Origin of the sequence: Kamptonema formosum PCC 10802, assembly GCF_000332335.1 — a bacterium.
Classification (GTDB): domain Bacteria; phylum Cyanobacteriota; class Cyanobacteriia; order Cyanobacteriales; family Oscillatoriaceae; genus Oscillatoria.
In genome coordinates this window covers 6,146,307-6,173,114 of sequence record NZ_KB235948.1, presented here as the reverse complement: position 1 = coordinate 6,173,114, position 26,808 = coordinate 6,146,307, and the positions used below count along the sequence as shown (strand labels likewise).

The following is a 26,808-nucleotide window of genomic DNA, read 5'->3' as shown; positions in this document are numbered from 1 at the left end:
CGGTTGAAACCGCAGCTACACAGACCAAACCCGCCTGCGCGGGTTTGAAAAGTCCCGCTTTTCTCTTATCTCTTAAGTCCGCGAAGGCGGACTTCGTTTGTATAGCCGCGATTTCAATCGCCTGGAGCTTAAGTTGACACCAATGCCACGGGGGGCCGCCCCTACAGCTATCGGGCCAATGCAAAGAGACTGTTAGCGAATCTCATCGGGGTTACGGGCCGGTTTTTTCGCCGTTGCGTTCTTAGAAAGACAATCTCAGCAAAACTCCCCCATCTCTTTCTCCCCCTCCCCGCAAGCGGGGAGGGGGTTGGGGGGTGGGGTTCTTCTCTTTGCGCTCCCTCACAGCGGCGGTTCAATCACTCAAAAACCTCCCGCAACAATTCCCGGTGAATCAGCGATCGGTCAGCGATAGATTGGAGCTGCGCCGGCGAGAGAGCTTCGCCATTAGCGTAATGTTCCAGCCAAGTTTTAGTGATAATTTTGGCATCGTCTGGCAACTGGGGCAATTCCCATCCGGGCATCTCCAATTCTGCCATCAGCTGGCTGACTTTGGGGTCATAGCTGAGCGCGAAACACCGGCACTCCTCCGCAGCAGCCATAATTAGTGCGTGCAGGCGCATCCCGACAGCCATTTCCACGCCGCGAAACACGCCTTTGAGCTCTCTGGGATCTTCGAGAGAGAGAATTTTGCTAGCACCGGCAAGTTGGGAGTGGATATACTCGGCGATTTCCAAGTCTTGAGATGCCTGAAAAGGCAGGAGCAAAATGAAAGTGTCGGTGGCTTTCTGGAAGTCGCTCAGGGCGCGGGTGAGGGTTTCCAGGCGTGCCGGTGTCAGTTGCGGGTGCTTGCGCAGCGTCACCGCCACCCGGGGTGCCGGCAAATCCCACAAACCCGGCACCGGCTTGGCTTCCAGCGCCCAGACAGGATCGGGAGCGAAATAGCAGGGGATTTGCCAGTCGGAGAGCAAGGCAGCTGAGGCGCGATCGCGCACGCTCACCGCCGTGCAGCCGGCAAACGTGCGTCTGGCTATCTCGCGGGTAAAAGAGCGCTTCAGCGGGCCGGCACCCTGCGCCCAAGCAATCGTTTTCAAGCCCAGCTGCTGAGCCAGTCCCATCAAGCCGGCATAATAGAAAGGGCTGAGTGCGCTGGTGGCGTCCTGGATCAAACTCCCCCCGCCCCAGATAAAAGCATCTGACTGCCGCAGAGCTCGCAGCACCGGCATTGCATTCATGCGAGGGACCGCAGCCACCCCGTAGCGCCGGCGCGTCAGCGCTGGATTGCCAGAGAGAACCACCGGCGTCACACGATCTGGTAACATTTGCAACAGAGAAGCCAGCAAAGCCTCATCGCCCCCATTGCCCAAGCCGTAATATCCGCACAACACTGCTCGCATCCGCCCCATCTCCTTCCTCAGCTGCTTGCCGCACGCTAGTCTAGTTTAGGGCAGTCGCTGGCGGCTTCCGTACAATTTCTCAAAATTCTTCTGGCGGTCGCTTTTTGGGTATTCCGGCTGAATACTGTGCTTTAATTCCAGCCCGCAGAAGGGGGAAAAGTGAAAAATAAGCTGAAAAGTGGCTGTATTGGGCACCTGCCGCAGACAGCCACCCAGATATAATAAAAAATTATTCAATCGGATTTAGGGGGAGCGTTTTCTGCGTGACCGTTCCTTTTTGGCATTGAAAGTTTTGGGCGTCGGGGGCCCCGCAAAGTAGCGTTTCATTTTAGTATTGGATGGGTCGGGCTCAGAGTGAATCAAGCCCAAGCTGGTCAGTATCAGGGTTTGTTTGTGGACAGTGCCGTAAGTGACGCCGACCGCAGCCGCAATTTCTTCGGCACTCTGTCCGGGATGAGTGAGGATCGCTTCCAGAATCTTGTTCCGGTTGGTGTACGCACTCGGGTGCGGTTTGAAGATATGGTTTGAGATAGCCACGGCTAAAGAACCTGCTGTAAGCATTGATACAGAATAAGGGCGTTGGGACTGCCGGCAGGGGCTTTGGGACTGAGAGGGAGAGGCTTTGCTCTCCGGGGTGCCGGTGGCGGCGCTGCCGCTGGCCCCACCGAAAGTCCCAGCGCCTTTCGACGTTAATTGCTGATAGCTTAACTTCATCTGCCTGGGATTTTCAGCGGTAGGATAGGAAAACTGAGGCAGTGTCAGGGATTCTTTATGCACGCGCTTTCTATTCCGACCTGGATTATTCACATTTCCAGCGTTATTGAGTGGGTTGGGGCCATCTGGCTGATATGGACATACGGCGAAGTCACCGGCAACCGGGCGTGGCGGGCCCTGTCCTTGGCCATGCTGCCGTCATTGGTCAGCGCCATGTGCGCCTGCACCTGGCACTATTTTGACAACCCCGAATCTCTGGAGTGGCTGGTCACCTTGCAAGCCGCTATGACAGTGGTGGGGAACTGCACCCTGTGCGCCGGTGCTTGGTGGATCTGGCGCTCAAGCCGGTTAAAGGAAGCCAGCAACAAGGCTGCCGGTGAAAAAGCCCCTAACCTCGCCCCCACAGAATCGCGACGATGATTTCAAAAGACAGTCTGTTTGCTATCTCCCTGTTTCCCTACCTGGGGTTCTTGTGGTTTCTCACCAGATCGGGACAAGTGCCGCGTTTAGCGCTGATTGGGTTTTACATGACCCTGGTGTTTGTCGGCGTCACCATTCCCGCTGGGATTTACGCCAAAGTGGCCCTAGGCCAGTCCTTAGCGAATGTGGATTGGCTGCACGGGGGGGCGGAATTGTTTTTGACCCTGGCCAATATCTTGATTCTGTTGGGCTTCCAGCAAGCGGTGAGTCGGGTGCGGGAATAAAAATCCAATACTTTTTCACCTGCCGGTGCTAACAAATACCAGGCGGAGGACAGGCGTCTCGCCTGTCCCACAAAACAGGCGTCCTACCTGTCCTCAAAACTCTAAACCGGGCCAAACCAAAGAAAAAAATGGTATTCTAAAACATAGAGATGAACCTGCGGAGTCGAGTCTTGCATGGGGGTGCGTATCTTGCCCTTCGCCAAGGGCTGGGAATGGTGATTGGTTTTGGCGGATTGCTGGTTCTAACCCGCACCATCGGAGCGGAGAATTACGGACTGTATGCAGCCGCACTGGGAATTTACAAATACTTCTATGACTTTAGCCAGTTGGGAATTGGGGTGTACTTAATTCGAGGGGAAAATAATGAACAGCGCCATGAAGACTACCACCAAGCTTTCACCCTGTTACTGGTGTTCGGCATATCTGTGAATTTGGTCGCGCTTTTAGGCTTGCCTTTTTGGGAGCATCTGTCAAAAGATAAGGGATTCACTCCGATAATCATAACCCTATTATTAGGGCTGCCAATTCATTTGCTAGCTCTGATTCCCTTAGCTCGCCTCGAAGGTGCCTTGAATTATCGTCTGGTTGCCATAACCGACTTTATTGGTCAAATCGTCTATTATTTAGTTGCCCTTACCTTGGCCTTCCAAGGTTTTGGAGTTTGGGCACCAGTAGGCGGGTGGTGGAGCCAGAAAGTGGTAGAGTTAACGCTGCTGTACCAAAAGACACAATACCGCCCTCATTTTTATTGGGACTGGAAACTGGTAAGGCAGATGGTTGGGTACGGTATTGGTTATTCTAGTTCCATGTGGGTTTGGCACTTGCGCCAATTGGTGAACCCCTTGGTGGTATTGCCATTTTTAGGCAAGGAATCCGCAGGCTATGTAGATTTAGCCATACAGTTAGTAGAGAGGCTGAGTTTCTTGAAGAATGCCACTTGGAGGCTTTCTATTGCAACCCTCAGTCATTTACAGGCAGATCGAACTCGCCTTGTCCAAGCAATCGGTGAAGGGATGCGCTTGCAAATTTTAGCGATAGCACCACTTCTGGTTGGATTTGCTTGTGTCGCTCCGTGGCTTTTTCCCTTATTCTGGGATAAAAGCTGGCTTCTTGTCCTCCAGGTTTACCCATTCATTGCCCTGAGTTACTTGACCAACGCCCTATTTAATCTCCACTCCTCCACGCTTTATGTGCTTAAGCGCAACTGGGAAGTAACGCTCTTCCATTTCGCCCATATCGCTTTATTTGCTGGAGGTGCGTATTTTCTCGTGCCACAGTGGGGTATAATAGGATATGGTGCTGCAGAAGTTTTGGCTATCCTCAGCTATATTGTGATTCACGCTTATATTGTGCGCTACTTGGATGCTCCCGACTACCGACTGGCTGGGATCTGGTGGGTGGGGATGAGTTTACCCCTATTTTGGCAGCAGCTTGGAGCCTGGACTTTCCTCAGTTTGCCCGCTGTCCTGCTTTGGCCTGGTACTTTATCAGAAATGAGGCGTTTTTTGGCTAATTTTAAAAGAGGGGAAAACCGATGAAAAATAATCCCCTGGTCAGCATTGTGATTGATAACTACAATTACGGTCAGTTTCTCCGGGATGCAATTAACAGCGCTTTAAATCAGAGTTACGGCCAGGTTGAAATCATTGCTGTAGATGACGGTTCCACGGACGATTCGCGAGAAATTATTGCCAGTTATGGAGACAAAATTATCCCAGTGCTTAAGGAGAACGGCGGTCAGGCATCGGCTTTTAACGCGGGGTTTGACGCCAGTAATGGCGAGCTTATTTGTTTCCTTGACTCTGACGATATTTTGATGCCGGAGAAGGTAGCTGAGATCGTGACGGTGTTTGAGTGCTATCCAGATATTGGTTGGTGCTTTCACCCGCTTAGATTGGTGAATGAGTTGGGGCGGGAATTGACGGAGATTCGCACAGCTCGGTGTCCGTCAGGTCAGCGCGATTTTCGCGCCTACATTCAAAGTGGGAAACGACGCTTCTCTCACCCCGCTACATCGGGTCTTTGTTTTAGCCGCTCCCTTTTAAAATTGATTCTCCCCATGCCTGAAGCGATTACCATTACCAGTGATAATTACCTAAAATTTGCCGCATTTTATCTAGAACGAGGGTTTTTTATGGAGCGGCAATTAGCCCTGCAAAGAATTCACGCCAATAATGCCTACACTCTCAGGACGGACAAGCCGCAACTGAGAGCCCGTGTAGATATTATAATCGCTTATTGGCTAAAAATTAAATTTCCGAACTTAAAAAAATTTACCAATAAACTATTTGCGGAAGGAGTTGGCACTTATTGGCAGTGCGGCGGAGTTGAGACGGAATACAGAAACCTGGCCAACAGTTATTGGGAATTGCTGGCGCTTTCAGAGAAACTTGAGGTACTTATTCGATGCCTTTATCACCGTCTAAAAGGTTGACAAACATCTTGGCAGTCGTCAGGGTAGCCGAAACCGGGCTTACATTTTTGGTCTTGCTGTGTTTTACAGGATTTTTAGATTTGCGAGATAAACTTTCCGGGGGAGGTGGGGTGGAATCCTTTACTCAGGGAAGTTCTGGACAGCAAATTGCCTACTATGGAATATACGCACTCACCCTAATCCTACTCGCTCCGTGGTGGCAGAGTTATATTATGCTTGCCCTCAGAGACAAAACCTTGTGGGTACTAATGGCAATTGCCCTGGCTTCCACTGTCTGGTCCGGCAATCCAGGAATTACACTGCGCCGAAGTTTTGCCCTGGTACTGACAACGGTGTTTGCCGTATATCTGGCTAGGCGCTTTAGTTTCAAAGCGCAACTTCATTTATTAGCTTATTGTCTAATTTTGGCCGCATTAGTTAGCCTATTTTTAGCCTTAGTGCTGCCGCGTTACGGGGTTTACGGCACACAAGGATGGTGCGGAATTTATTCCCACAAAAACAGTTTAGGTCAATTTATGTGCCTGAGTGCGGTTATCTTTATAATCCTGGTAAGGTCGGGAAGCATTCCTTCTTGGATTGCCTGGTTGGGATTGAGTTTTTCTGTCAGTCTTTTGTGGCTGTCGCAGGCGAAAACTGCCTTAATCGTCTTTCTGATTATCGCGGCCATACTTCCTGTCTACAGAGGCTTGCGATCTCACTATATCCTAGCTGTGCCTTGGGCAATAATTTCCATAGTTGTGGCAGGAGGTACGTTGTTGTGGACTCTCGACCATCTGGAACTTGTTATGGGCGCGATGGGAAAAAATGCCACATTTACGGGGCGCACAAAAATATGGGAATTAGTTATAATGGAGATTAGTCAGCGTCCCTTGCTCGGTTACGGTTACGGTGCATTCTGGTTGGGTTGGGGGAGTGAGTCCGAGGAAATCTGGCTGACTCTTTATGACTGGAGGGGAACCTTGAGTCACGCTCACAACGGGTTTTTACAGTTATGCCTCGATTTGGGACTGTTAGGATGCTGGATATTTTTACTCGGGTTTTCGAGAACCTTATTGCGAGCGATAGCATGGCTCAGAACGCACAAAACCGCAGAGGGGCTTTGGCCCTTAACTTATCTGACCTTTTTGATATTATTCAACCTCACAGAAAGCACCCTAGTCACCCGCAATAGTCTATTCTGGGTGCTTTATGTGTCCGTCAGTTTCTCGATTTTGTCTGGCAGTCAAGAGGCAGCAGTTACACAAAAAGGAGAATAAAGTGATAAATGTTCTTTTGAAATTCAGAGAAGTTGCCGAAAAGCTGTTTATCGTTTTAGCGCTGCTGATTTTTACAGAACCCCTGATCGGACAGGTGCACGAAAAAATGGGACAGTTTAGGTTAGACGATCCAAGTCAGGCCGATCCGCTATTGCGGGCTGTTCGCTGGGGAACATACGCAATTATCTTGCTTTTACTTATCCCCCAATGGCAAAAAGCAATTGATGTAGCGGCAAGAGATAAGTTATTATGGGTTCTGATAGGAATTTCTTTGGCTTCCGCTGCCTGGTCGGAACTGCCGAAACTTACCCTGCGCCACAGTATTGGTCTGGGGGCAACCACCCTATTTGGCACTTACTTGGCTGCGCGCTATAGCCTGAAAGAACAGCTGCAACTGTTAGCATGGATGTTGGGTCTATCCGCACTGCTCAGTCTAGTATTTGCCACAGCAGTGCCAGCCTACGGGCTTCACGAAGATGGGTGGCGAGGCATTTATTGGAACCAAAACAATCTGGGTCGCTGGATGTGCCTGAGCGCCATTATTTTTCTGATCCTTGCTCTTAGCAGTCGCCGGCACCGCTGGGTTTTTTGGGCTGGTTTCGGTCTTTCCGCTGCCCTCATCTGGACTTCGACTTCCCAAACTGCTTTAATCGTATTTGTGGCCATTCTCGCACTGCTCCCCGCATCCAAAGCTTTACAGCGGTACTCTCCCGTGCCATTCCCCTGGCTGATTGCGGCGGGAATCCTGGGATGCGGTATAATTTGGTGGGTTATAGGTAATATGGACATAGTGACAAGTCTATTGGGAAAAGATGTTACACTCAGCCTGCGCACTTCTCTCTGGGAAGCAGTGCTGGTGAAGATTCGCGAACGTCCTTGGCTGGGTTACGGGTACGGTGCGTTTTGGCCAGCGGTGGGAATTAAAGATGCTCACATCTTGCCTATCCTCGGACCGAACGTAGCTGGTAAATCGCATAATGGGTTTTTAGACTTATGGCTAGATTTGGGTTTATTCGGAGTCCTAGCATTTGCGCTGCAATTCTTGCGGAAGTTGCCACAAGTAATAGCCTGTATCCGCTCGCGGCAAACCCCAGAAGAATTCTGGCCCATGACCTGCATGACATTTACTGTTCTGTACAACATCACCGAAAGCACGCTCCTGACACAACACAGCATCTTTTGGGTCATATATGTAGCAACCATTCTCTCGATGTCGCCTGCTGCTAGCCAGCCAGCAGAACCAGAAAAGGAGGAAAAATCTAATGTCTAGAAAACCCGCCGCAATCATCTATTGGGATCATTTACTCCGCACTTGGGAAACCTTTGTAAAAAGCCAAGGAGAGGAATTGCAAAGTTTTGTCCCCTACTATGTGGGGTCGCGGCGCGTATTGGGATTGCCCCTGCCCGAAGAGCGCACCCTAGTGGTGAATAAAGGCGGATTGGCGGGGAAAGTTGCCGAGATCCTCTTCAAAGTTTGGGGCATAGCACCATCGTTCTATCGAGATTTACGCCAGATCCAGCCTGCATTGATTCACGCGCACACCGGTGGTGGCGCAACCTGGGCATTCCCGATCTCCCAGTTTTTGGGAATTCCGATGATCGTCACTTTTCACGGTTTTTATGCTACAGTGAAAGATGAATACGCCCGTAAATCGTTTTACGTCCACCAGGTCTATTTACGCCGGCGAGAAGTCCTTAAACGTGAGGTTAGGCTGTTCATTGCCGTTTCCGAGTTCATCAAAACGAAACTGCTAGAGCAAGGTTTCCCGCCAGAAAAAATCCGAGTCCACTACATCGGTGTGGATTTGGAAAAATTCAAGCCCGATCCCGCAGTGCCGCGCGAACCATTCGTGCTGTTTGTTGGGCGTTTAGTGGAGAGAAAAGGATGCGATTACCTGATTCGAGCTATGACTCGAGTGCAAGCAGTAATGCCAGAAATAGAGCTAGTGGTAATCGGGGAGGGTTCCCAGCGCTCTGCTTTAGAGAAAATGGCTGCCAGATCCTTACAGCGTTACCGTTTTCTGGGAGCGCAATCCCCAGCAGCGGTAAAAACTTGGATGAATCGGGCGAAGGTGTTCAGCGTTCCGAGCGTTACAGTGGAATCAGGTGACTGTGAGGCATTTGGCATGGTTTTCGCAGAATCCCAAGCTATGGGATTGCCCGCAGTCAGCTTTGCCAGTGGTGGGATTCCCGAAGCAGTACGGCACGGTGAAACTGGTTTTCTAGCTGCAGAACGCGACTCCCAAGAGCTAGCCGCATATATTTTGCGTTTGCTAGAAGATCCAACACTTTGGCAGCAGTTTAGCCACAATGGCAAACAGCGGGTGCACACTCTGTTCAATTTGCAGAGCCAGACTCGTATTCTAGAGGATATCTACGGGGCGGTTTTCCGGGAAGGAGTATGAATCACAGAGCCTTGCGAATTGTTAATATTGTCACTCAGATGGAAGGTGGTGGGGCGCAGGCAGCAGCCATCCAAATGGCAGCTGAATTGCGGCGGCGCGGGCACTTGTCAGAGACTTGGTTTCTCTACCTCAAGCGCCCTACTTATGTGGGCGAAGAAGGGGTGCGGGTGATGTTTGATTCTCAGCCAAAAAAGCTAGCCGATTATCTGTATATTTTTATGGCTTTGAGCCGGCAGTTGCCAAGATTTAACCCCGATGGGGTGATTACTTATACCCACTATGCCAATGGACTCGGACAAATTTCCGCTCTCTTGGCGGGGGTGCCGGCTAGGGTAGCCTCCCAACACAATCCGGCGTGGACTTATCCCTGGATGGCTCGATATCTGGATTGGGCGATCGGCAGCTTGGGTGTGTACACGACAAATATTGCCGTTTCTCGTTCGGTGTGCGAATCTTTCGCTAACTATCCAAAGTCCTATCTGATCCGGTTGCAACTCGTTTATAATGGAATTTATTTGCGGGAGTCGTCCCTGAGTCAAGTAGAGGCGCGGATTAAATTTGGTCTGCCTCAGAGTGTTCCGCTGGCGATCAACGTGGGGCGCTTGGCTTCTCAAAAAAATCAGGAAGTCTTGCTGAAGGCGATCTGCTGGCTCCCGAATGTGCATTTGGCGATCGCCGGCGATGGGGATCTCCGAGAAGAGTTAAGACAGCAAGTATTAACTCTAGGGATTGGCGATCGCGTTCATTTTCTAGGAGAAATATCCCCCTCAGATATTGCCGACTTTCTGCGAACCGGAGATATTTTTGCATTTCCCTCTCATTTCGAGGCTTTTGGCTTAGCTCTTATCGAAGCAATGTCTGCTGGCTTGCCCGTAATTGCCAGCGACATCCCAGCTCTCAAAGAAGTTCTTGGCGGTGTCCTTGGGATTTCTCCCATTTCCAACTTAGAAGAGGGACACTTGCCAGAGGACATCACTGAGAGCCCACCCGCAGGATTACTGATTCCACCATCAGACGATCGCGCTTGGGCTGAAGCTATTGACAAAGTATTAGATTGTGATAAACTCCGTGAAGCGCTATCAGTTCGCGCTCGACAGCGTGCCGCGCTGTTCAGTTTAGAAAAAATGACAGATGACTACGAATCCTCCATTCAAAACTTTAGCCGCTAACCGGGCGGTTCGCATTTTAGGCGTCACGGTCAATCCTTTGACTCTCAAGGAGCTAAACACTCTGGTTTCCACAGCCATTGAGTCACAGCAATGCTGGATTATCGCTAATCACAACTTGCACAGCTTGTACCTCTACCATCACCTTCCTAAGATGCGTCAATTTTACGATGTTGCTGAATATTCTCACTGTGACGGCATGTCCTTAGTATTCTTGGGAAAATTGCTCGGACTCCCCTTACGCCGGGAACACCGCGTCACCTTTGTAGACTGGATCTATCCCTTGATGGCTGAGGCGGCACAGCAAGGGTGGCGAGTTTTCTACTTGGGATCTAAGCCCGGTATCGCCGACAAAGGGAGCGAGATTCTGCGGCTCAAGTTCCCCGAATTGCAGATTCAAAGCGCTCACGGCTACTTCGATTTTGACCTTGACAGTCAGGAGAACCGGCTGGTTCGGGAGAAAATTAACCATTATTCTCCCCATATTTTAATGGTGGGGATGGGAATGCCCACCCAAGAAATGTGGATTTTGGATAATTACGCTCACCTTCAGACTAATGTTATACTTCCGTGTGGAGCTTGTATCGACTATGTGGCGGGAGCAATTCCCACCCCCCCGCGCTGGCTGGGGCGCATTGGACTAGAGTGGTTTTACCGGCTGATAGCAGAACCTCGCCGGTTGTGGCGGCGCTATTTGGTAGAGCCCTGGTTTTTGCTGGGCCTGCTGGTCAAAGATTTGCTGCAGAAATACTTTGGTTTCTAGCTACTAAGGGAGTTGGGAACGTCGGTTTTTTGAGACTCGCTCTATTCCCTCGACGATAAAAGCAGTCATTACGGAGAGCATTAGACCGGCTCCACTCCCTATGATAAGATTTAATGTGGTGCGGGGCGCAACCGGAACTTTAGGCTCCACGGCGCATTCCAGAATGCTGGCATTGATAACTTTCTGCTCTTTGGAAACCCGCAGGGACTGAAGCTGACTCAGTAAATTAGAATAGGTGGCTTGGGATACGTCTCGCTTCCGCTCTAACTCACTCTGTCTTTTCTCCAAATTCGGGAATTTATCGAGCTGGCTTTCGTGCCCTTTCGCTAATTGATTTAAATCCTCAATCTGGCGGTTCAAACCTTGTCGTCTGGCTTCTAATAAAACCAAATTTTCAATCAAATTTTGGTGGAGTAAGCCCATTTGCAAGCGAGCATAAAACTCTGTATCTCGCCCCCCTAGTTTTTCTTCAATTCTTTCTGTCAGAAGCTTTTGTAACGCAGATCTCCTTCTGTTCAGTTCCTCCATAAGTGGAGAATTTTCCTTGAACCTTGCTTGCTGTCTAGCTAATTCTAATTGGGTGTTTTGGACTTCGGCAATCGCACTCTGTACTGCGGTGTCTTGAGCGAGAGAAATTGCTAGCATCGCTTCTGGCAAATCCATCCCTAACTGATTTTGCAGGACAGTAAACTGTTGGTTTACTGACCCCAACTCAGCCCCCAATTTTTCGCTGAGCGTTTTAAGTTCTTGAACTTGATTTAAGGCCAATTCTGCTTGCTGCTTTAAGTTAACCACCTCCTCACTATTTTTAAATACCTTGAGATCCCACTCGGCTTTTTTCCAAGATTCTTCCGCTTGAATAAGCCGCTCCTCTATGGCTTTAAGAGCCTTATTGATATCGCCCTGTTTCGTGGACGCACTGTAGGCCATGTAAGCTTCCATTATAGCGTTCGCCCTCTGTAAAGCTTGTTGGGGAAAGTTACTTTTATAGGAAATCTTCAGGATATCTGTTCCGGGAATGGGCCGCACTTCAAGCCCGCTCAAAAATATTTCTGGCTCCATGCGATTGGCCCCTATATTCGTCGATTTCATCCCAATTTTATCTGAGGTAAATGAGAGGTTGGGTGTCGGCGACATGGGGTTAGGGTGAGATGAGTTGCACGGACTCTCATCCTTTGCGCCAGTGATAGATCCTTCTTGGTAGAGTCTGGAGATCGCCATTTCTGTAACGGAACGAGAGCGAATTACTTCGGCTTCTGTCAGCAGAGGATCGCTCGCTGGAGCCAAGATATCCAGCCGGCCAACCTTTTCCGCTCCCCCCCCGGTGAGAGAAGAGACATCACTAATTCTCTCAAACCGAAGCTTGCCGACCGCTTCGTACAGGGGTTCTTGGGAAAAGGTAGATAGGGCTGTGAGCGCAACAGCCGAGGCCAACACAGCTCCTGCAGACAGCCAATGCCGTATTAGGATAAATAAAAATGTCTGAATCAGATTCAGGAATTGCTCTAGTTCTAAGGCGTCTTTAGAGTCAGTCATGGTTCTTGTGAGCGCAGCTTTATGAAAAATTATAATAGAATTATAATAGGTTGTCGGCGCTTTGAGGAACTGAGCGCCGCGCTCCCAGACCTCGCTACATCTGGAATAGCCAACTGCTGCCCCCACCTGAAAGCGTGGGCAGATAATTGCCATCCCTTGCCCTCCGAGGAATGGCCCAAGAAGGGTTGGGGCTTTCGGGCAATCCAGCGCCGCAGGTGGGGATACAGAGCGCGATTCGCCGGAAGTAAAACCCTGCCCTGGGTGCAGCCCCAACTCCCAAATGCTCTGGGAAATCACCCAGCCCGACAGCCTCATCCCCAGAGGGTGGCCCGCTCCTCCCGGCTCTCACCGCGACCGTACCCCCTGAGGGATAGATATCCATTGCCGCTCGTGAATGGAAAATATAGAATATAAAATTATCCATCAGGTGAATTGAACTCAGGAAGGTGGGGAAGACTTACTATATAGTCAGGCTCCCCATTGCTTTCGAGTATGACGTTTTGTCTCAATCCCCCCTGCTCCCACCCGCAAAACCCAGATGGGTTAACGCATTGCATCACTTGCGGGTCACAGTTACTGCTAAAACAGCGCTACCGTGCCATCGGGCCCCTCGGGCAAGGGGGATTTGGCAAAACCTACCTGGCGGTGGACGAAGACCGGCTGGGAACTCGCTGCGTGATCAAGCAACTGCTGCCGCAAATCGAAGGGAGCGGCTCGCTGGCCCAGGCTTCACTGGAGAAGGCGATTCAGCTGTTCAATCAAGAAGCCATGCGACTGTGCGAGCTCGGAGAGCACCCGCAGATTCCGGCGCTTCTGGCTTTTTTTGAACAGAACCAGCGCCTGTATCTGGTGCAGGAGTACATTGACGGCCAGACTTTGTGGCACGAGATGCAGGATAAGGGAGCCTTCAGCGAGCAGCAGATCCGGCAGATTCTCAGCTCCCTGCTGCCGGTGCTGAAGTTTATCCACGCCCGCAATGTCATTCACCGCGACATTACGCCGGTGAACATCTTGCGCCGGCATCGCGATGGCCAATTAATGCTGATCGATTTTGGCGTGGCCAAGCAGCTGAGCAAAGCCTCCGCAATGCAAACCGGCACGAAAATTGGCACCCAAGGCTATGCGCCCCTGGAACAGCTGCGCAGCGGCAAAGCCTATCCCGCCAGCGACATCTACAGTTTGGGAGTCACTTGCATCAACCTGCTGACCAGGGTGAAACCGGATCATCTCTTCGATCCCCTCAGGGGCTGGGTGTGGCGGGAGCATCTGGCCCGACAGGGGGCAGGCATCAGCGAGCCACTGGCGCAAATCCTGGACAAGATGATCGAAGATATGGTTAGCGATCGCTACCAGTCGGCTGAGGAAGTCCTCAAAACCCTCAGCGAGATTAAAGCCGCACCCCCGCCGCCCCCACCGCCCGCTCAAAACCCGCCCCTAGCCCGCGTCGTCACCCCCCCACCGGCACCGACATCCAAGCCCAAAACGCGCGGCTGGAAATGCGCCCACACGCTCACCGGCCATTCCTCTTGGGTGACATCCGTCGCCATCAGCCCTAATGGCCTTATCCTGGTCAGTGGCAGTCTCGACGACACCGTAAAGGTCTGGAATTTAAACACCGGCGAACTGCTGCACACGATGTTTGGGCATTTAAACGCCGTCAATGATGTGGCGATCAGTCCCGATGGCCAGATTGTGGCCAGCTGCAGCGATGACGGCAAGATCAAGCTGTGGCACACCGGCACCGGCACCATGCAAGCCGATCTCGCCGGTCATTTGAGGGATATCAATACCGTCGCCATCAGCCCGGATGGCCAAATCGTAGCCAGTGGCAGTGAGGACCGGACCGTCAAGCTCTGGCAGATCTCCACCGTCAAGAGCGACACCCCCACCTACCCGACACGCACCCTCGGCGGTCGTTCCGGCATGGTCAAGTCCGTTGCCTTCAGTCCCAATGGGCAAATCCTGGCCAGCGGCGGTCTGGATAACAAAATTTATATTTGGAACACCGCCACCGGCGATCTGCTAAGCACCCTCTCGGGGCATTTGAACTCGGTGAATTCTGTCGCCATCAGTCCGGATGGGAAACTGCTCGCTTCCGGCAGCAAAGACCGGACGGTCAAGCTGTGGCAGATAACCCCAGACCCACAGGGACGCCCAGTGGGGTCTTTGGTGTACCGGCTCTCTGGCCATCTGGACATGGTGAATTCCGTGGCCTTCAGCGCTCAAAGCAGTATCCTGGTCAGCGGCAGCCGCGACCAGACGGTCAAGCTGTGGAACACAGCCACCGGCAAACTCCTGGGCACTTTCACCGGCCATGTGGGCGCTGTCAATTCCGTGGCGGTTAGCGCCGATGGCAAAACAATCGTCACTGGCAGTTCCGACAAGACCATTAAAATCTACCGCTGGGTTCCTTAGGGGTGAGGGGTGAGGGGTGAGGGATAAGGCGTCCGATCCGGGCATCCAAAATCCATGCATCCGGGCATCCAAAATCCATGCATCCGGGCATCCAAAATCCATGCATCCAGGCATCCCCCAATCCCCCACGCCCAATCCCCAAGGGCAAGATCGCCGTCCTAGAAGGCACAATAGATACAGTGTCGCTCCCCGTTGCCGGTATGAGTTATTGCCTCAATCCCAGCTGCTCACACCCCCAGAACCCAGAGGGGGCAAGGTTTTGCCACGCTTGCGGCTGCCTTCTGCCGCTCAAGGAGCGCTACCGCGCCATCCGCCAGATCGGGGAAGGCGGATTTGGCCGCACTTTCTTGGCCGTGGATGAAGACCGGCTCAACTCTCGCTGCGTTATCAAGCAATTTTTTCCCCAATTTCAAGGCACTACAGCATTGCAGAAAGCCACGGAACTCTTCAACCGCGAGGCGGTGCGGCTGCACGAACTGGGCGAACACCCGCAAATTCCCGACCTGCTGGCTTTTTTTGAGCAAGACAAGCGACTGTATCTGGTGCAGGAGTTTATCGATGGGCCGAATTTGCTGCAGGAGTTGCGCGAGAGGGGGGCTTTCAGCGAGCTGCAGATTCGCCAGCTGCTAGAGGACCTGCTGCCGGTGCTGCAGTTTATCCACGAGCGCAAGGTGATTCACCGCGACATTAAGCCAGAGAATATACTGCGCCGGCAGAAAAATGGCCAGCTGGTGCTGGTGGATTTCGGCGTGGCGTCCTCTGGTGCCGGTACGGCACTCGCCCCCACCGGCACTCGTGCCGGCACCCAAGGTTACGCGCCAATGGAGCAAATGCGCGGCGGTGCGGCTTTTCCTGCCAGCGACCTTTACAGTTTGGCGGTGACTTGCCTCGTGCTGCTGGCGGCGAGTGTGCCGGACGATTTGTTTGACCCGCTGGAAGGCGAGTGGATCTGGCGAGAAAACCTGGCGAAAAGCGGTAAAGTTGTCAGCCCTCGCTTGGGGCAAATTTTGGACAAGATGCTGCAATACTCGGTGAGAGACAGATATCAGTCAGCGGCGGAGGTGCTCGCACAGCTCAATCCCGCAAAAGCCGGCACTCCGCACCCACCGGCACCCCCCAAAGTCACCCCGGCAACCCCCGCACCCCGGCACCCGCAGCCTGCAACTCAGCCGCCTCCTCCCACTAGCACATCTCGCCCAAAAAGTCAAGCGCCCGCGCACAATATTGATATGATTGCGGCGGAACTGGCGTCTGTGAAAACTCAAGTGAGTCAGGCGCAACCGGCACCCCCGAACGCCGGTGCGCCGGCGATCCTTCCGCCGGCACCAACGCCCGCACCGCCGCAGAAGCCACCTGCCGGTGGGGCGAAATCGCCGCAGGGGAAAAGTAAATCTGCCGGTTCTGACATTGATGCGGACTTGGAGTCGCTCAGGTCGGAGTATTTCCCAGAAAGCTAATATCAATTTTGGCGTTTAGATGCCCGAATTTCCCCTCGCTCCCCTCGTTTCCCCTCGTTTCCCCTCGTTTCCCCTCGGGGAAAATGTTATAATAGTATCTCCGCCAAATAGATATGATATATTGCCTGAATCCTTATTGCCAGAATCCGCTGAATCCTGACGGGAAAGTGTTTTGCCAGAGTTGTGGCTCTAAGCTGCAACTGAAAGATCGCTACTGTGCGATAAAGCTGTTGGGCGAGGGGGGATTCGGCAGGACCTTCATCGCCTCTGATGCCGACCGGCTGCACGCTGAATGCGTGATTAAGCAATTTTTGCCGCTGTCGCAAGTGCAACAAAATCGGGGCTTGCTGGAAAAAGCGACGGAAATGTTCGCCGGGGAGGCAAAGCAGCTGCTGCAGCTGGGAGATCACCCGCAGATCCCTACGCTGTTTGCCGATTTTGAAGAAGAGGGGCGGCTGTATTTGGTGCAAGAGTTTATTGACGGGCAGAATTTGTTGCAGGAGTTGGAAGAGGGAGGGGCGTTTAGTGGGGAGAAGGTAGAGGAACTGTTGCTGGATTTGCTGCCGGTGCTGAAGTACATCCACTCCAAACAGGTGATTCACCGGGATATTAAGCCAGAGAATGTATTGCGCCGCAAGAGTGACGGGAAATTAGTGCTGATTGATTTTGGGGTTGCCAAGCAATTAACCGGCAGCGTTTTGATAAAAACCGGCACTAAACTGGGCACCGAAGGCTACGCGCCGATTGAGCAGCTGCGAGGCGGAAAAGCCTATCCGGCGAGCGACCTTTACAGTTTGGGCGTGACGTGCATTCACCTGCTGACGGATACAGCACCCGACGAACTTCACGATCCGATGAAAGGGCGGTGGCTGTGGCGAAACAAGCTGATAGAACAGGGGAGAACCGCCAGCGATCGGTTGGGGAAAGTGATAGACAAACTGCTGCAAGACTGGGTGAGCGATCGCTACCAGTCAGCCGAGGAAGCGATCGCAGACCTTTACTGGGGACCGGCAATTTCCAGAGCACCAGCCGGCAATCCGCAACCTAAACTCACCAAATTTCAGCCGGCAACCACCAAGATTCAGCCCGCGCCGCCCCAGACTTGGCGGTGCGCGCACACCCTCACCGGGCATACAAATTATGTCATAGGCGTCGCCATCAGCCCCGATAGCAAAACCCTCGCCAGTTGCAGTTACGACAAGACCATCAAATTGTGGCATTTGGAAACCGGCAACCTGCTGGGAACCCTCACCGCGCACACCGGCTGGGTGAGTTGCCTCGCCATCAGTCCCGATGGCAAAACCCTCGCTAGCGGCAGTTTAGACAGCACAGTTAAGCTGTGGGAAGTTGGCAGTGGCAACCTGAGAAAAACGCTCACCGGCCATTCGGCGTATGTGATTTCTCTGGCTATCAGCCCGGATGGTAAATTTCTCGCTAGTGGCTGTTTTGATAATAGCATAAAGCTGTGGGAATTGGCAACCGGCAGCCCGATTGGAACCCTAATGGGGCACACCGGCTATGTGGAAGCCCTCGCCATCAGTCCGGATGGAAACACCCTCGCCAGCGGGGGTGGGTATGACGATCACAGCATCAAACTGTGGGATTTAAGAGATGGCATCCTGACCCACACCTTCCGAAGTCATTCCGCCTCAGTGCGCTCTTTGGCCTTCAGTCCGGATGGCAAGAGACTCGCGAGTGGGAGTGAGGACAAAACCGTAAAAATTTGGGATGCCGGTGCGAAGAAAGAGCTCTACACGCTGAGCAATTCCTCATGGGTGCAGGCAGTGGCGATGAGTCCGGATGGGGAAACATTTGCCAGTGGCAGCAGGGACAGTATTATCAAGCTGTGGAAGTTGCAAAATGGGCAATTGCTGTACAGTTTGAGGTGGCATTCTGGGCCGGTTACTTCCCTGGCGTTCAGTCCCGATGGCACCCGTTTGGTGAGTGGGAGTTGGGACAAGACGGTGAAGATTTGGCAAGGGGAGTAGATTTACACCCGGGTAGAGTTGCTGGAGGCGCTGGGATTGCGCGTCTCACGGTCAAGTAGAATAAGCCCTGACACGCTTATAATAAGATAATGGAAGCACAACCCAGGGAGATTCGCAACTCCCTCACCCCAGATGGGAGAAGTCCCTATGAAGAGTGGGTAGATTCACTGCGGGATATCAAGGCTACCGCTAAAATCCGGGAGAGGCTTAACCGAATCCGGCTTGGCAATTTGGGAGACTTCCGGTCAGTTGGAGACGGAGTTTGTGAACTCAAGATAAATTATGGCCCGGGCTACCGGGTCTACTTTGGACAACTAGGAACAACGATTGTGCTTCTCCTCTGTGGCGGGGATAAAAGCACCCAAGAGGAAGATATTAGCAGAGCTAAGGAATACTGGAGAGACTATGAAAGACGTGAAAATCCCAACAAGTAGGAGCTACCAAGACCACCTGCTCTCTTCTCTCAAAAACCCAGAAGAGGCTGCTGCTTATATCGAGGCTATCTTGGAAGCAGAAGAGCCTGAACATCAATTGCTCCGGCTGTCAATTCAAGATGTAATCGATGCTCGCCTCCGCATGGACAGTCTCTCGGAGTCAGCCAAACAGCAGTGGGAAAAACTCGACAAGATGCTCTCGGAAACCGGCGGCTCAGAAATTTACACCCTGGTAGAGTTGCTGGAGGCGCTGGGATTTCGGCTAGCGGTAACGGTCAAAGAGGAAAATAATGCTTAAATGGCGTGCGTTCCTGGGAGGAACGCTACTTTATGAGAAGGTGGGGTGCGTTTCCGGGGGAAACGCACCCTACTGCTCAAAAGTCAATTTCCTCTGTAGGTGCCTCAGCCGGCAGAGGAGCCGGCACAGGCGCACCGGCACTCCCAGAAATGCTGGCGGGAAACCCACCGGCATTGAGCCGGTCTGCAGCGCTTTGGCAGTCTTGCACCCAGTATTGGGGTCCGAAGCGAACCGCCTCACGGGGAGGCTGACCGGCAACCGTGGCTAGCACCGGCACTTTTGGCTTATCTTTCTCCCCTGAGTATTCTTGCAAAATCATCTGCAGGTCGCTCATTTTTCCCGGATTGAGCACCAGCTGCGGCGTCAGTTCCAGCGTCACGAACTGAGCCGGTTCAATCCGCACCGCATTTTCAACAATCACCTGGGTTTTCTCCTGGCGCTCTTCCACTTTACCCCAGATCAGCAGAGAGGCGTCTGTTACCAGAGAGGAGGCAACACTCCCGTAAGTCCGGGGAAAAACAACCGCTTCAGCTTCACTGTCGGGATCTTCCAGTTGCAGGAACGCCATGTCCTCGCCATTTTTAGTCGTGATCTGCTTAACTTTTGTCAGCGTCACAGCGCAGAAGACGGTTTTCCCCTTGTGCTTGTCGAGATCGCTGAGACTGACCGGCGCAAAACCCAGCATTTCGGCGGCTTTTCGCACAGATTTGCTCGGAGACGAGTCCTCCTCTTTTACTCCCTGCGCCTTCGATGGTATAATCTTCCCGGTCTCCGGATCGATGCGCTGCACATTCTCAACCAGCAGCTGGGTTCGATCGTCTTGCTTATCCACTCTGCCTGAGATGACTACCGGCTCGTCTGTCACCAGTAATTCGCGAATCTCTTCGTAAGCCTTGGAAAAAACTACGGCTTCAACTTTACCTTCCAAGTCTTCGATTTGCAGACGCGCCATCCGCTCGCCTTTCTTAGTCGTGATATGCTTCACGTCTGCCAGCATCACGATCGCCTTGACAGTTTTCCCCAGCTTCGCCTCCAGCTGGCTGAGACTGACTGGCTCAGTACGCAGCTGGCTGGCGGCTTTCTGCGCGAATTTCAGGGGGTGGTCGGACACGTAGAAGCCCAGCAGTTCTTTTTCAAACTTCAACTTTTCCTTCTGGGGAAAATCCTCAACAGGCTTTGCTTTTGGGACGGATTCAAAACCCTGGCTGCCTCCTGAACCCGACCCCATAGCGCTCAGCAGGTCAAGTAAATTGCCCTGACCAACTTCTTTGTCTTTCGCCCGGTTTTGCGCCCAAGGAATCACGAACTTCAGGTCTTCGATTAATTGCTGCCGGTTGGGGTTGAGCTTGTCCAGCGCACCGCATTTGATCAGAGCTTCCAGAGCGCGGCTGTTGACCGTGCGCAAATCTACCCGCTCGCACAAATCCGCCAGAGACTTAAAGGCTCCTCCCTTATTCCGCGCCGCCAAAATACAGGCAACCGCCCCATCTCCCAGATTTCGGACTGCGGACAGCCCAAACATAATTTTATTGCCCACCGGCGTGAAATCCACATCAGAGCGATTGAGGTCCGGCGGCTCCACCTCAATTCCCTGACTCAAGCAGTTGGCGATGTATTTCTTGACCTTATCCTGGTCTTCGCTGTTCTCCGTCAGCAGCGCCGCCATGTACTCAACTTTATAATTCCCCTTCAGATAGGCGGTTTGATAGGTGACATAGGCGTAAGCCGTGGAGTGGGACTTGTTGAAGCAATACTCCGCAAACTTCACCATTTGCTCGAACAAATCTTCCGCTATGGCGCGTTTAATCCCATTTTTGGCCGCCCCGTCCAGGAAAAGCTCCCGCTGCTTTTGCATCTCATCAGCCTTTTTCTTCCCCATGCAATTGTGGGCGATAAAGTCCCCGGCTATAAAATTATGGGTTTCAGGAATCGTCAGGTCGAAGACTTCTTCCTTGCCGGCATATTCAATGGAAGCAATCTCATCCCAGAACACCTCAGAATCCGCGATGGCCATCAACTGTGTGTGCTGGAAAGCTACAGCAAAATTGCGGACTCGATGGCGGGCTGCTGCCAGCTTAATTTGAGCCTCTGGGATATCGCTCGCGTGCGCGATAGGGAGTGTCTTTGCTAAACCGATCCGGTCGCCTACTCGGAAAGCTTTCAGAGGCTGCCATCCCAAAAGCGTATAGAAAAGATGGTCGTCTGTCGCTTTGATTTTGCGGTTGGTTTTGGTTGTCATCTCCCAGACATCCCGCACCCCATTCGGATGAATTTCGGTAATGGGCTGCTGGGTTATCTTCTGAGTCTGTACATCCAGGGAGAAAACTTTTCTCCCCAGCCAGAACTCGGGCTTGGCCGCAATCTCACTTAAAGTCACTAAACGACCTGTCTGGCAATCAACTATCTCTGTTGAGCCACTCAAACACCGGCGCAAGATGTCGGCCTGTCCCAAGGAGTAGCCGGCCAAATCTTGGGCCACCTTCATAATTTGCTCCTGGTAAACCAGAACCGCATAAGTTTCTTGGAGAATCGACTCTAACAGCGGGTGCTGGTATTTAATCGGCTCCCTGCCGTGCTTGCGCTTAATAAACAGCGGAATCAAACCGGCATCCAAAGGTCCGGGCCGGTAGAGCGCCAGAATCGAGGAAATATCTTCCAGAGAGGATGGCTTCAAGTCTCGCACGATCTGGCGCATGCCGGAAGATTCTAGCTGAAAAATGCCTTCCAGCTCACCTCTCTCTAAAACTTTATAAGCTTTCTCAACATCTTGAGGCAGCTTTTTCAGCGTGGCGAATTTTTCTTGAGCTTTTCGGGCGTCCTCTGGCAGCAGTTCTGGATTGATATTGAGGCCGTGTGTTTTGTTAATCAAATTCACTGTTTTCTGGAGCATCGTCAGGTTTTTCAACCCCAGGAAGTCCATTTTTAGCAGCCCCAGAGATTCCAGGTCTTCCATAGGATACTGCGTGATCACCGCGCCTTTATCATTCCGCTGCAGCGGCACAATCTCATCCAGCGGAATCGCTGAAATAATCACACCGGCAGCGTGCACCCCAGAGCTTTTATTCGTCCCCTCAATCCGCAGCGCCATATCCAGCCACTGGCGGACTTTTTCGTCGCTGTCATAAGCTTTTTTAAACTCCGGTTCCGGCGACTCATCCGAAATCATCACCGCGAGTTTCTCCGGTTTCCCCCGCGACACGGGAACCAACTTACCCATCTTGTCCGATTCCGCGTAGGGAATGTCCAGCACCCGGGCCACATCTTTCAACACCGCCTTGGAGGTCATGCGGTTAAAGGTAATAATCTGCGCCACCTTGTCTTCGCCGTACTTTCCCGTAACATATTCTATCACCTTATCGCGGCTTTTAACACAGAAATCTGTGTCAATATCTGGCATGGATTTCCGCTCAGGGTTCAAGAATCGCTCGAAGAGCAGCCCGTGATGCACTGGGTCAATGTTCGTAATCCTCAGCGAGTACGCCACCAGAGATCCCGCTGCAGAACCGCGCCCCGGGCCCACAGGAATGCCATGATCTCTGGCATATTTGATATAATCCCACACCACCAAAAAGTAACTGGAAAACCCCATTTTCTGAATCATCTTCAGCTCGTACTCCAGCCGCTCTCTGTAAACCGGCTTGATTTCCGAGCGGGATTTTGCCTCTAGCCGCTCTAGCAGTCCTTCCCAAGCCTTTTCTTCCACATAAGTATCAGCGGTGTGACCGGCAGGGATAGGATAGTCAGGAATGCGGGTGTCGCCCATTAGGTTGTACTGTTCGACTTTGTTGGCGACTTCCAACGTGTTGGAGATCGCCTCCTGAATCACATCATCCGGCAAATGGTCGCGGAACAGCTTCGCCATCTCCTCAGCGGACTTGAGATATTCCGTACCGCTGTAGCGCATGCGCTTTTCCTCTGAAATCAGCTGGCCGGTTTGCACGCACAGCAAAGCGTCGTGAGCTTCCACGTCAGTACAGAACGTAAAGTGCGAGTCATTGGTGGCAATAATTTTAATTCCCAACTCCCGCCCAATCCTCACGAGCCCCACATTCACAATCCGATCTTCCCAGTTGCCGTGGTCTTGAATTTCTAAATAATAGTCGTCCCCAAATAAATCCTTGTACCACTCAGCCACCAGCTTCGCCTCGTCGAGCCGGTTTTTCAGAATCAGTCTCGGCAGCTCACCGGCCAGACACCCACTGGTGACAATTAGCCCTTCGCTGTACTCTGCCAGCTGTTCTTTCGTAATGCAAGGGCGCGCCATTATCCCTTTCCCCTGCATGCCGGTCAGCTGAGATTTCGTCGTCAGCTTCACCAAATTTTTATAGCCTTGGTTGTTTTTTGCCAAAACAACTTGGTGGTGCGGCCTGTAATACCCCCTCGCATTTTTTATTCGGTCGTTCACCACATACATTTCATTGCCGATAATCGGCTTTACCCCTTTGCCGCGACAGACTTTTAGCAGCTCTATCGCCCCGTACATTACGCCGTGATCCGTGAGCGCAATTGCCGGCATTCCCAACTCCACAGCTCGCCCCACTAACTGCGGCAGCTGGCTGGCTCCATCGAGCAGGCTGTAATCACTGTGAGTGTGCAGACCTACGAAAGACATAAGTCCCCGCTAATTTCAGATTTCACCTTACATTATAGCGGCTCTCAGTTCCAGGAAGTACCTGAACCCGGTTTCTTTAAAAACCCGGGTTTCTCCGCACCTCAGTAATATGAGAGACGCTATATACATTATACTCGTCAACTTGTTTTCCGCCACTGCCTCGAACAAAAAATACTCCCCCTCCCCGCAAGCGAGAAGGGGGTTGGGGTGCCGGTTTTATTCGGGGCGAGTTTATAGCATAAAGGGCGATAAATGTCAAGGGGTTTTTCAACCCACCGGCACCTGGGTTTGTCGGGCTCGCACCTGTTCCAAGAACCGGCCAACCGTCTGCAGATATTGGGCTCCGGCAACTGTAGCGACATCGTTGTGACCGGCACCGCTTACGAAAAACAGCTGTTTCGGTTCCGGGGCTGCAGAAAAGAGGATTTTGCTCATAGAAGCGGGAACCGTACAGTCCGCCGTGCCGTGAATAAAAAGCACCGGCATTTGCAGCGATTTCACCTTACAAATAGAGTCAAACCGCTCCTTGAGCAGCAAATTCACCGGGAATATGCGAAAATATCCGTGCAGGCAACTCACCATGTCCCGCATCGAAGTAAACGAACTTTCCACAATTAATCCCGCCGCCTCTGGGTGCCGCACCGCCAGTTCCAGACCAATCGCGCCGCCGAGAGAGTGACCGTAGATAAAAATCTCCCCCGGATTCATCCCGCGTTTCAACACCAAATAATTCCACGCCGTTGCCGCATCTTCATAAACCTGCGCTTCACTGGGAAAACGTCCTTGACTGCAACCGTAGCCCCGATAGTCAATCATCAGCACATCGAAACCCAGCTGGTGAAATCGGTGAGCGTGGTTAACATTCGCTCCCATATTGATGCCGTTTCCGTGCAAATACAGCACCACACCGGCAGGTCCAGAGTTCGGTGACGCCGCCGGCACCCACCACCCGTGGATATGTTCAACTTTTCCGGCACTCGCTGGCACCGGCAGCCAGACATCTTCGTAGTCCAGATCCAAAAAAGCCGGCGTTTTTTCCAGCGCCGGCGAGGGGAAAAATATGAATCGGGTTTGCTGCCGCAAGAGGTAGTAGCACGCACAGATGTACGCGACTGTCAAGACCCCCCCAATGGCGAGCAGCAGCTTCCACAACAGCGGCAGAAAAATTGGCATCATACTTGTGAATATAGATATGAGCAGTTAGCAGCGAAAAGTGAGAGTTGAAGTTATTTTTCCCTCACTCCCGCTTTGGACTTGCGTTGCTGGCTTTGTAGATGCCCCCGGCCCTGGCGTGCGGACGCTACAGGTCGCGTCTGTGGGGCCTGAGAATTTCTCTCCCCTGAGAGAGGTCGCGCCGGTGAGACAGCTGAGAAACCGGGTTTCTTTTGGCAGCAGGGAACCCCGGTTTCTTAACCTCGATTCTATAGCAGTAGCCACTTGGGTTAGGACATAGGACAGGCGTTTTACCTATCCCTGTACCTTAGGTTAGGACGTAGGACAGGCGTCTCGCCTGTCCCTGTACCTACTGCCAAGTGAGATGCCTTGTCCATTACTGAGCTGTCTATTGCTATAATACCAAGTTCAGATAGCTTGTATTTTTGACTCGGACTGAAAAGGCTTTACTGCCATTTTTTCAATCCAAAATCCAAAATACAAAATCCGGGCATTGGTATCAGACTTGACCTCCGCACGCTTCTAGAGGGCAGGTCTGCGCAGGTGCCATTCAGTGCTTTGCTCGTAGGCGTGGGCGACTTCTAGCAGCAGCTGTTCTTGCAAGACATTGCCGATCAGCTGCATGCCAATGGGCAGGCCCCCGTCGTCGAAACCGCAGGGGATACTTAACGCCGGCAGCCCTGCCAAATTCACCGGGATAGTCATCAAATCCGACAGGTACATGCTCAGGGGGTCACTCGTTTTTTCGCCGGCTTTGAACGCCGTAGTTGGCGCAGTGGGAGTGACCAGCAAGTCCACCTGAGCGAAAGCCCGGTCAAAGTCTTGCTTGATCAGGCTGCGGACTTTTTGGGCTTTGAGATAGTAGGCGTCGTAGTAGCCGGCGGACAGCGCGTAAGTGCCAATCACGATCCGGCGCTTCACCTCCGCCCCGAAACCGCTGGCGCGAGTCTTGCCGTACATAGAAAGCAGGTTGTCCGCCTCGGGCACCCGCAAGCCATACTTCACGCCGTCGTAGCGGGCCAGATTGGCAGACGCCTCCGACGGGGCGATGATATAATAGGTGGGCAGGCCGTAGCGGAATCGGGGGCAAGAAACCACTTGGATTTCCGCGCCCAAGTCCTGCAGCTGCTGGATCGCTTTGGTCACCACCTGCTCCACCACCGGATCTAGCCCTTGGCCAAAGGTTTCTTGGATCACGCCAATTCGCCGCTGGCCTCTGGGTTTCATGTTGGGCTGCAGGGCTTTGGCGTAGTCGGGTATCTTCACCTTCAGGCTAGTAGAGTCCTTCGGGTCGTAACCGGCAATCGCCCCCAGCAAAAACGCCGCATCCTCCACCGTCCGGCCAAACGGCCCGATTTGATCCAGCGAAGAAGCGTAAGCCACCAAGCCGTAGCGAGAAACCAGGCCATAGGTCGGCTTCAGCCCCACCACGCCGCAGAACGATGCCGGCTGGCGGATCGAGCCGCCGGTGTCCGAACCGAGCGCCACCGCGCACTCTCCCGACGACACCGCCGCCGCCGACCCCCCAGAAGACCCACCGGGCACTCGCTCCAGATCCCAGGGGTTGGCGGTCAGCCCGTAAGCCGAATTCTCAGTGGAACTCCCCATCGCGAACTCGTCGAGATTGGTTTTGCCCACCATCACCGCACCGGCATCCGCCAATTTTTGCGTCACCGCGGACTCGTAAGGCGGGATAAAGTTTTCCAGAATCCGCGACCCGCAGGTGGTGGGAATCCCCTTGGTGCACATGTTGTCTTTGATGGCCACAGGTATCCCCGCCAGCGGCCCGATTGGCTCGCCGGCGGCGATTTGGGCATCCACCTTGCGAGCCTGTTCCAAGGCGCGCTCAGCTGTCACGCACAAGAAGCTGTGGAGTTTCGGCTCTAGCTGCTCAACGCGCCCCAGCGCTTCTTTGGTAATCTCTACAGCAGAACGTTCTTTTCGGATCAGTTGTTTGTGCAACTCGCGGATGGATGCCATGCTTGTACCTTCATTGACTCAATTTTTAGCCCCTTAGCAAATATAGCTGCCAAATGAATCCTGCTGCGCTCTGGCGTTG

20 protein-coding genes are annotated in these 26,808 nt (G+C 52.6%); 14 read left to right on the top strand and 6 right to left on the bottom strand.

Annotated elements, in window-relative coordinates; genetic code table 11:
- Positions 1-356: 356 nt before the first annotated feature.
- Complete coding sequence (gene csaB, locus OSC10802_RS0127175; protein WP_017719934.1) at positions 357-1,403, bottom strand: polysaccharide pyruvyl transferase CsaB; 1,047 nt, start codon at positions 1,401-1,403, stop codon at positions 357-359.
- A gap of 234 nt (positions 1,404-1,637) precedes the next feature.
- Positions 1,638-2,171, bottom strand: a complete 534-nt coding sequence (locus OSC10802_RS0127165) for a winged helix-turn-helix domain-containing protein (protein WP_017719932.1) — start codon at positions 2,169-2,171, stop codon at positions 1,638-1,640.
- Between OSC10802_RS0127165 and OSC10802_RS0127160 the strand changes: the two genes are divergently transcribed.
- From OSC10802_RS0127160 to OSC10802_RS0127120, 9 genes are all read left to right on the top strand, one after another.
- A complete protein-coding gene (locus tag OSC10802_RS0127160; RefSeq protein ID WP_017719931.1) occupies positions 2,166-2,528 on the top strand; it encodes a DUF2499 domain-containing protein in 363 nt (120 codons plus the stop codon). The genes OSC10802_RS0127165 and OSC10802_RS0127160 overlap by 6 nt on opposite strands.
- Positions 2,525-2,812: a DUF3593 domain-containing protein gene (locus tag OSC10802_RS0127155; RefSeq protein ID WP_017719930.1), complete on the top strand. Its 288-nt coding sequence runs from the start codon at positions 2,525-2,527 to the stop codon at positions 2,810-2,812. The genes OSC10802_RS0127160 and OSC10802_RS0127155 overlap by 4 nt, the downstream gene beginning before the upstream one ends.
- 149 nt (positions 2,813-2,961) lie before the next feature.
- Positions 2,962-4,350 (top strand): oligosaccharide flippase family protein, encoded by a 1,389-nt coding sequence (locus OSC10802_RS0127150; protein ID WP_017719929.1) that lies wholly within the window; start codon positions 2,962-2,964, stop codon positions 4,348-4,350.
- Entirely contained in the window at positions 4,347-5,246 is a 900-nt protein-coding gene (locus OSC10802_RS0127145) for a glycosyltransferase family 2 protein (protein WP_017719928.1), read from the top strand. Before OSC10802_RS0127150 ends, OSC10802_RS0127145 begins: the two co-directional genes overlap by 4 nt.
- Positions 5,243-6,502 (top strand): O-antigen ligase family protein, encoded by a 1,260-nt coding sequence (locus tag OSC10802_RS42035; protein WP_017719927.1) that lies wholly within the window; start codon positions 5,243-5,245, stop codon positions 6,500-6,502. Before OSC10802_RS0127145 ends, OSC10802_RS42035 begins: the two co-directional genes overlap by 4 nt.
- A gap of 1 nt (position 6,503) precedes the next feature.
- Positions 6,504-7,772 (top strand): O-antigen ligase family protein, encoded by a 1,269-nt coding sequence (locus OSC10802_RS42030; protein WP_017719926.1) that lies wholly within the window; start codon positions 6,504-6,506, stop codon positions 7,770-7,772.
- Positions 7,765-8,907 (top strand): glycosyltransferase, encoded by a 1,143-nt coding sequence (locus tag OSC10802_RS0127130; protein ID WP_017719925.1) that lies wholly within the window; start codon positions 7,765-7,767, stop codon positions 8,905-8,907. The genes OSC10802_RS42030 and OSC10802_RS0127130 overlap by 8 nt, the downstream gene beginning before the upstream one ends.
- A complete protein-coding gene (locus OSC10802_RS42025) occupies positions 8,904-10,076 on the top strand; it encodes a glycosyltransferase family 4 protein (protein WP_017719924.1) in 1,173 nt (390 codons plus the stop codon). Before OSC10802_RS0127130 ends, OSC10802_RS42025 begins: the two co-directional genes overlap by 4 nt.
- Complete coding sequence (locus OSC10802_RS0127120) at positions 10,039-10,836, top strand: WecB/TagA/CpsF family glycosyltransferase (protein ID WP_017719923.1); 798 nt, start codon at positions 10,039-10,041, stop codon at positions 10,834-10,836. The genes OSC10802_RS42025 and OSC10802_RS0127120 overlap by 38 nt, the downstream gene beginning before the upstream one ends.
- A gap of 3 nt (positions 10,837-10,839) precedes the next feature.
- On the opposite strand, the gene OSC10802_RS0127115 is transcribed toward OSC10802_RS0127120, so the two are convergent.
- The gene (locus tag OSC10802_RS0127115; protein ID WP_198525204.1) at positions 10,840-12,372 is read right to left on the bottom strand and encodes a GumC family protein; all 1,533 of its coding nucleotides are present in this window, start codon (positions 12,370-12,372) and stop codon (positions 10,840-10,842) included.
- 492 nt (positions 12,373-12,864) lie between these two features.
- Between OSC10802_RS0127115 and OSC10802_RS0127110 the strand changes: the two genes are divergently transcribed.
- The 5 genes from OSC10802_RS0127110 to OSC10802_RS0127090 all read left to right on the top strand — a co-directional run bounded on the left by OSC10802_RS0127110 (position 12,865) and on the right by OSC10802_RS0127090 (position 18,964).
- Positions 12,865-14,787, top strand: coding sequence for a serine/threonine-protein kinase (locus OSC10802_RS0127110; protein WP_017719921.1), 1,923 nt, complete (start codon positions 12,865-12,867; stop codon positions 14,785-14,787).
- 200 nt (positions 14,788-14,987) lie between these two features.
- Positions 14,988-16,244: a serine/threonine-protein kinase gene (locus OSC10802_RS0127105; RefSeq protein WP_017719920.1), complete on the top strand. Its 1,257-nt coding sequence runs from the start codon at positions 14,988-14,990 to the stop codon at positions 16,242-16,244.
- Positions 16,245-16,357: 113 nt separating this feature from the next.
- The gene (locus tag OSC10802_RS0127100) at positions 16,358-18,232 is read left to right on the top strand and encodes a WD40 repeat domain-containing serine/threonine-protein kinase (RefSeq protein ID WP_017719919.1); all 1,875 of its coding nucleotides are present in this window, start codon (positions 16,358-16,360) and stop codon (positions 18,230-18,232) included.
- A gap of 89 nt (positions 18,233-18,321) precedes the next feature.
- The gene (locus OSC10802_RS0127095) at positions 18,322-18,666 is read left to right on the top strand and encodes a type II toxin-antitoxin system RelE/ParE family toxin (RefSeq protein WP_017719918.1); all 345 of its coding nucleotides are present in this window, start codon (positions 18,322-18,324) and stop codon (positions 18,664-18,666) included.
- On the top strand, positions 18,638-18,964 hold the full coding sequence (locus tag OSC10802_RS0127090) for a helix-turn-helix domain-containing transcriptional regulator (protein ID WP_017719917.1): 327 nt from the start codon (positions 18,638-18,640) through the stop codon (positions 18,962-18,964). Before OSC10802_RS0127095 ends, OSC10802_RS0127090 begins: the two co-directional genes overlap by 29 nt.
- Before the next feature lie 76 nt (positions 18,965-19,040).
- Here OSC10802_RS0127090 and dnaE read toward each other — a convergent pair whose 3' ends face one another.
- The 3 genes from dnaE to gatA form a co-directional block, all read right to left on the bottom strand.
- Positions 19,041-23,576 carry a DNA polymerase III subunit alpha gene (gene dnaE, locus OSC10802_RS53325; RefSeq protein ID WP_017719916.1) on the bottom strand — a complete coding sequence of 1,512 codons (4,536 nt, stop codon included), beginning with the start codon at positions 23,574-23,576 and terminating at the stop codon, positions 19,041-19,043.
- A gap of 267 nt (positions 23,577-23,843) precedes the next feature.
- Positions 23,844-24,749 carry an alpha/beta hydrolase gene (locus OSC10802_RS0127080; RefSeq protein ID WP_017719915.1) on the bottom strand — a complete coding sequence of 302 codons (906 nt, stop codon included), beginning with the start codon at positions 24,747-24,749 and terminating at the stop codon, positions 23,844-23,846.
- 522 nt (positions 24,750-25,271) lie between these two features.
- Positions 25,272-26,729: an Asp-tRNA(Asn)/Glu-tRNA(Gln) amidotransferase subunit GatA gene (gene gatA / locus OSC10802_RS0127075; protein WP_017719914.1), complete on the bottom strand. Its 1,458-nt coding sequence runs from the start codon at positions 26,727-26,729 to the stop codon at positions 25,272-25,274.
- Positions 26,730-26,808 lie beyond the last annotated feature (79 nt).

Bases quoted from the DNA above. Each gene is read 5' to 3' on its own strand.
- csaB (WP_017719934.1), bottom strand. From the start codon at position 1,403: ATGGGGCGGATGCGAGCAGTGTTGTGCGGATATTACGGCTTGGGCAAT.
- OSC10802_RS0127160 (WP_017719931.1), top strand. From the start codon at position 2,166: ATGCACGCGCTTTCTATTCCGACCTGGATTATTCACATTTCCAGCGTT.
- OSC10802_RS0127155 (WP_017719930.1), top strand. From the start codon at position 2,525: ATGATTTCAAAAGACAGTCTGTTTGCTATCTCCCTGTTTCCCTACCTG.
- OSC10802_RS0127150 (WP_017719929.1), top strand. From the start codon at position 2,962: ATGAACCTGCGGAGTCGAGTCTTGCATGGGGGTGCGTATCTTGCCCTT.
- OSC10802_RS0127145 (WP_017719928.1), top strand. From the start codon at position 4,347: ATGAAAAATAATCCCCTGGTCAGCATTGTGATTGATAACTACAATTAC.
- OSC10802_RS0127130 (WP_017719925.1), top strand. From the start codon at position 7,765: ATGTCTAGAAAACCCGCCGCAATCATCTATTGGGATCATTTACTCCGC.
- OSC10802_RS42025 (WP_017719924.1), top strand. From the start codon at position 8,904: ATGAATCACAGAGCCTTGCGAATTGTTAATATTGTCACTCAGATGGAA.
- OSC10802_RS0127120 (WP_017719923.1), top strand. From the start codon at position 10,039: ATGACTACGAATCCTCCATTCAAAACTTTAGCCGCTAACCGGGCGGTT.
- OSC10802_RS0127115 (WP_198525204.1), bottom strand. From the start codon at position 12,372: ATGACTGACTCTAAAGACGCCTTAGAACTAGAGCAATTCCTGAATCTG.
- OSC10802_RS0127110 (WP_017719921.1), top strand. From the start codon at position 12,865: ATGACGTTTTGTCTCAATCCCCCCTGCTCCCACCCGCAAAACCCAGAT.
- OSC10802_RS0127105 (WP_017719920.1), top strand. From the start codon at position 14,988: ATGAGTTATTGCCTCAATCCCAGCTGCTCACACCCCCAGAACCCAGAG.
- OSC10802_RS0127100 (WP_017719919.1), top strand. From the start codon at position 16,358: ATGATATATTGCCTGAATCCTTATTGCCAGAATCCGCTGAATCCTGAC.
- OSC10802_RS0127095 (WP_017719918.1), top strand. From the start codon at position 18,322: ATGGAAGCACAACCCAGGGAGATTCGCAACTCCCTCACCCCAGATGGG.
- OSC10802_RS0127090 (WP_017719917.1), top strand. From the start codon at position 18,638: ATGAAAGACGTGAAAATCCCAACAAGTAGGAGCTACCAAGACCACCTG.
- dnaE (WP_017719916.1), bottom strand. From the start codon at position 23,576: ATGTCTTTCGTAGGTCTGCACACTCACAGTGATTACAGCCTGCTCGAT.
- OSC10802_RS0127080 (WP_017719915.1), bottom strand. From the start codon at position 24,749: ATGCCAATTTTTCTGCCGCTGTTGTGGAAGCTGCTGCTCGCCATTGGG.
- gatA (WP_017719914.1), bottom strand. From the start codon at position 26,729: ATGGCATCCATCCGCGAGTTGCACAAACAACTGATCCGAAAAGAACGT.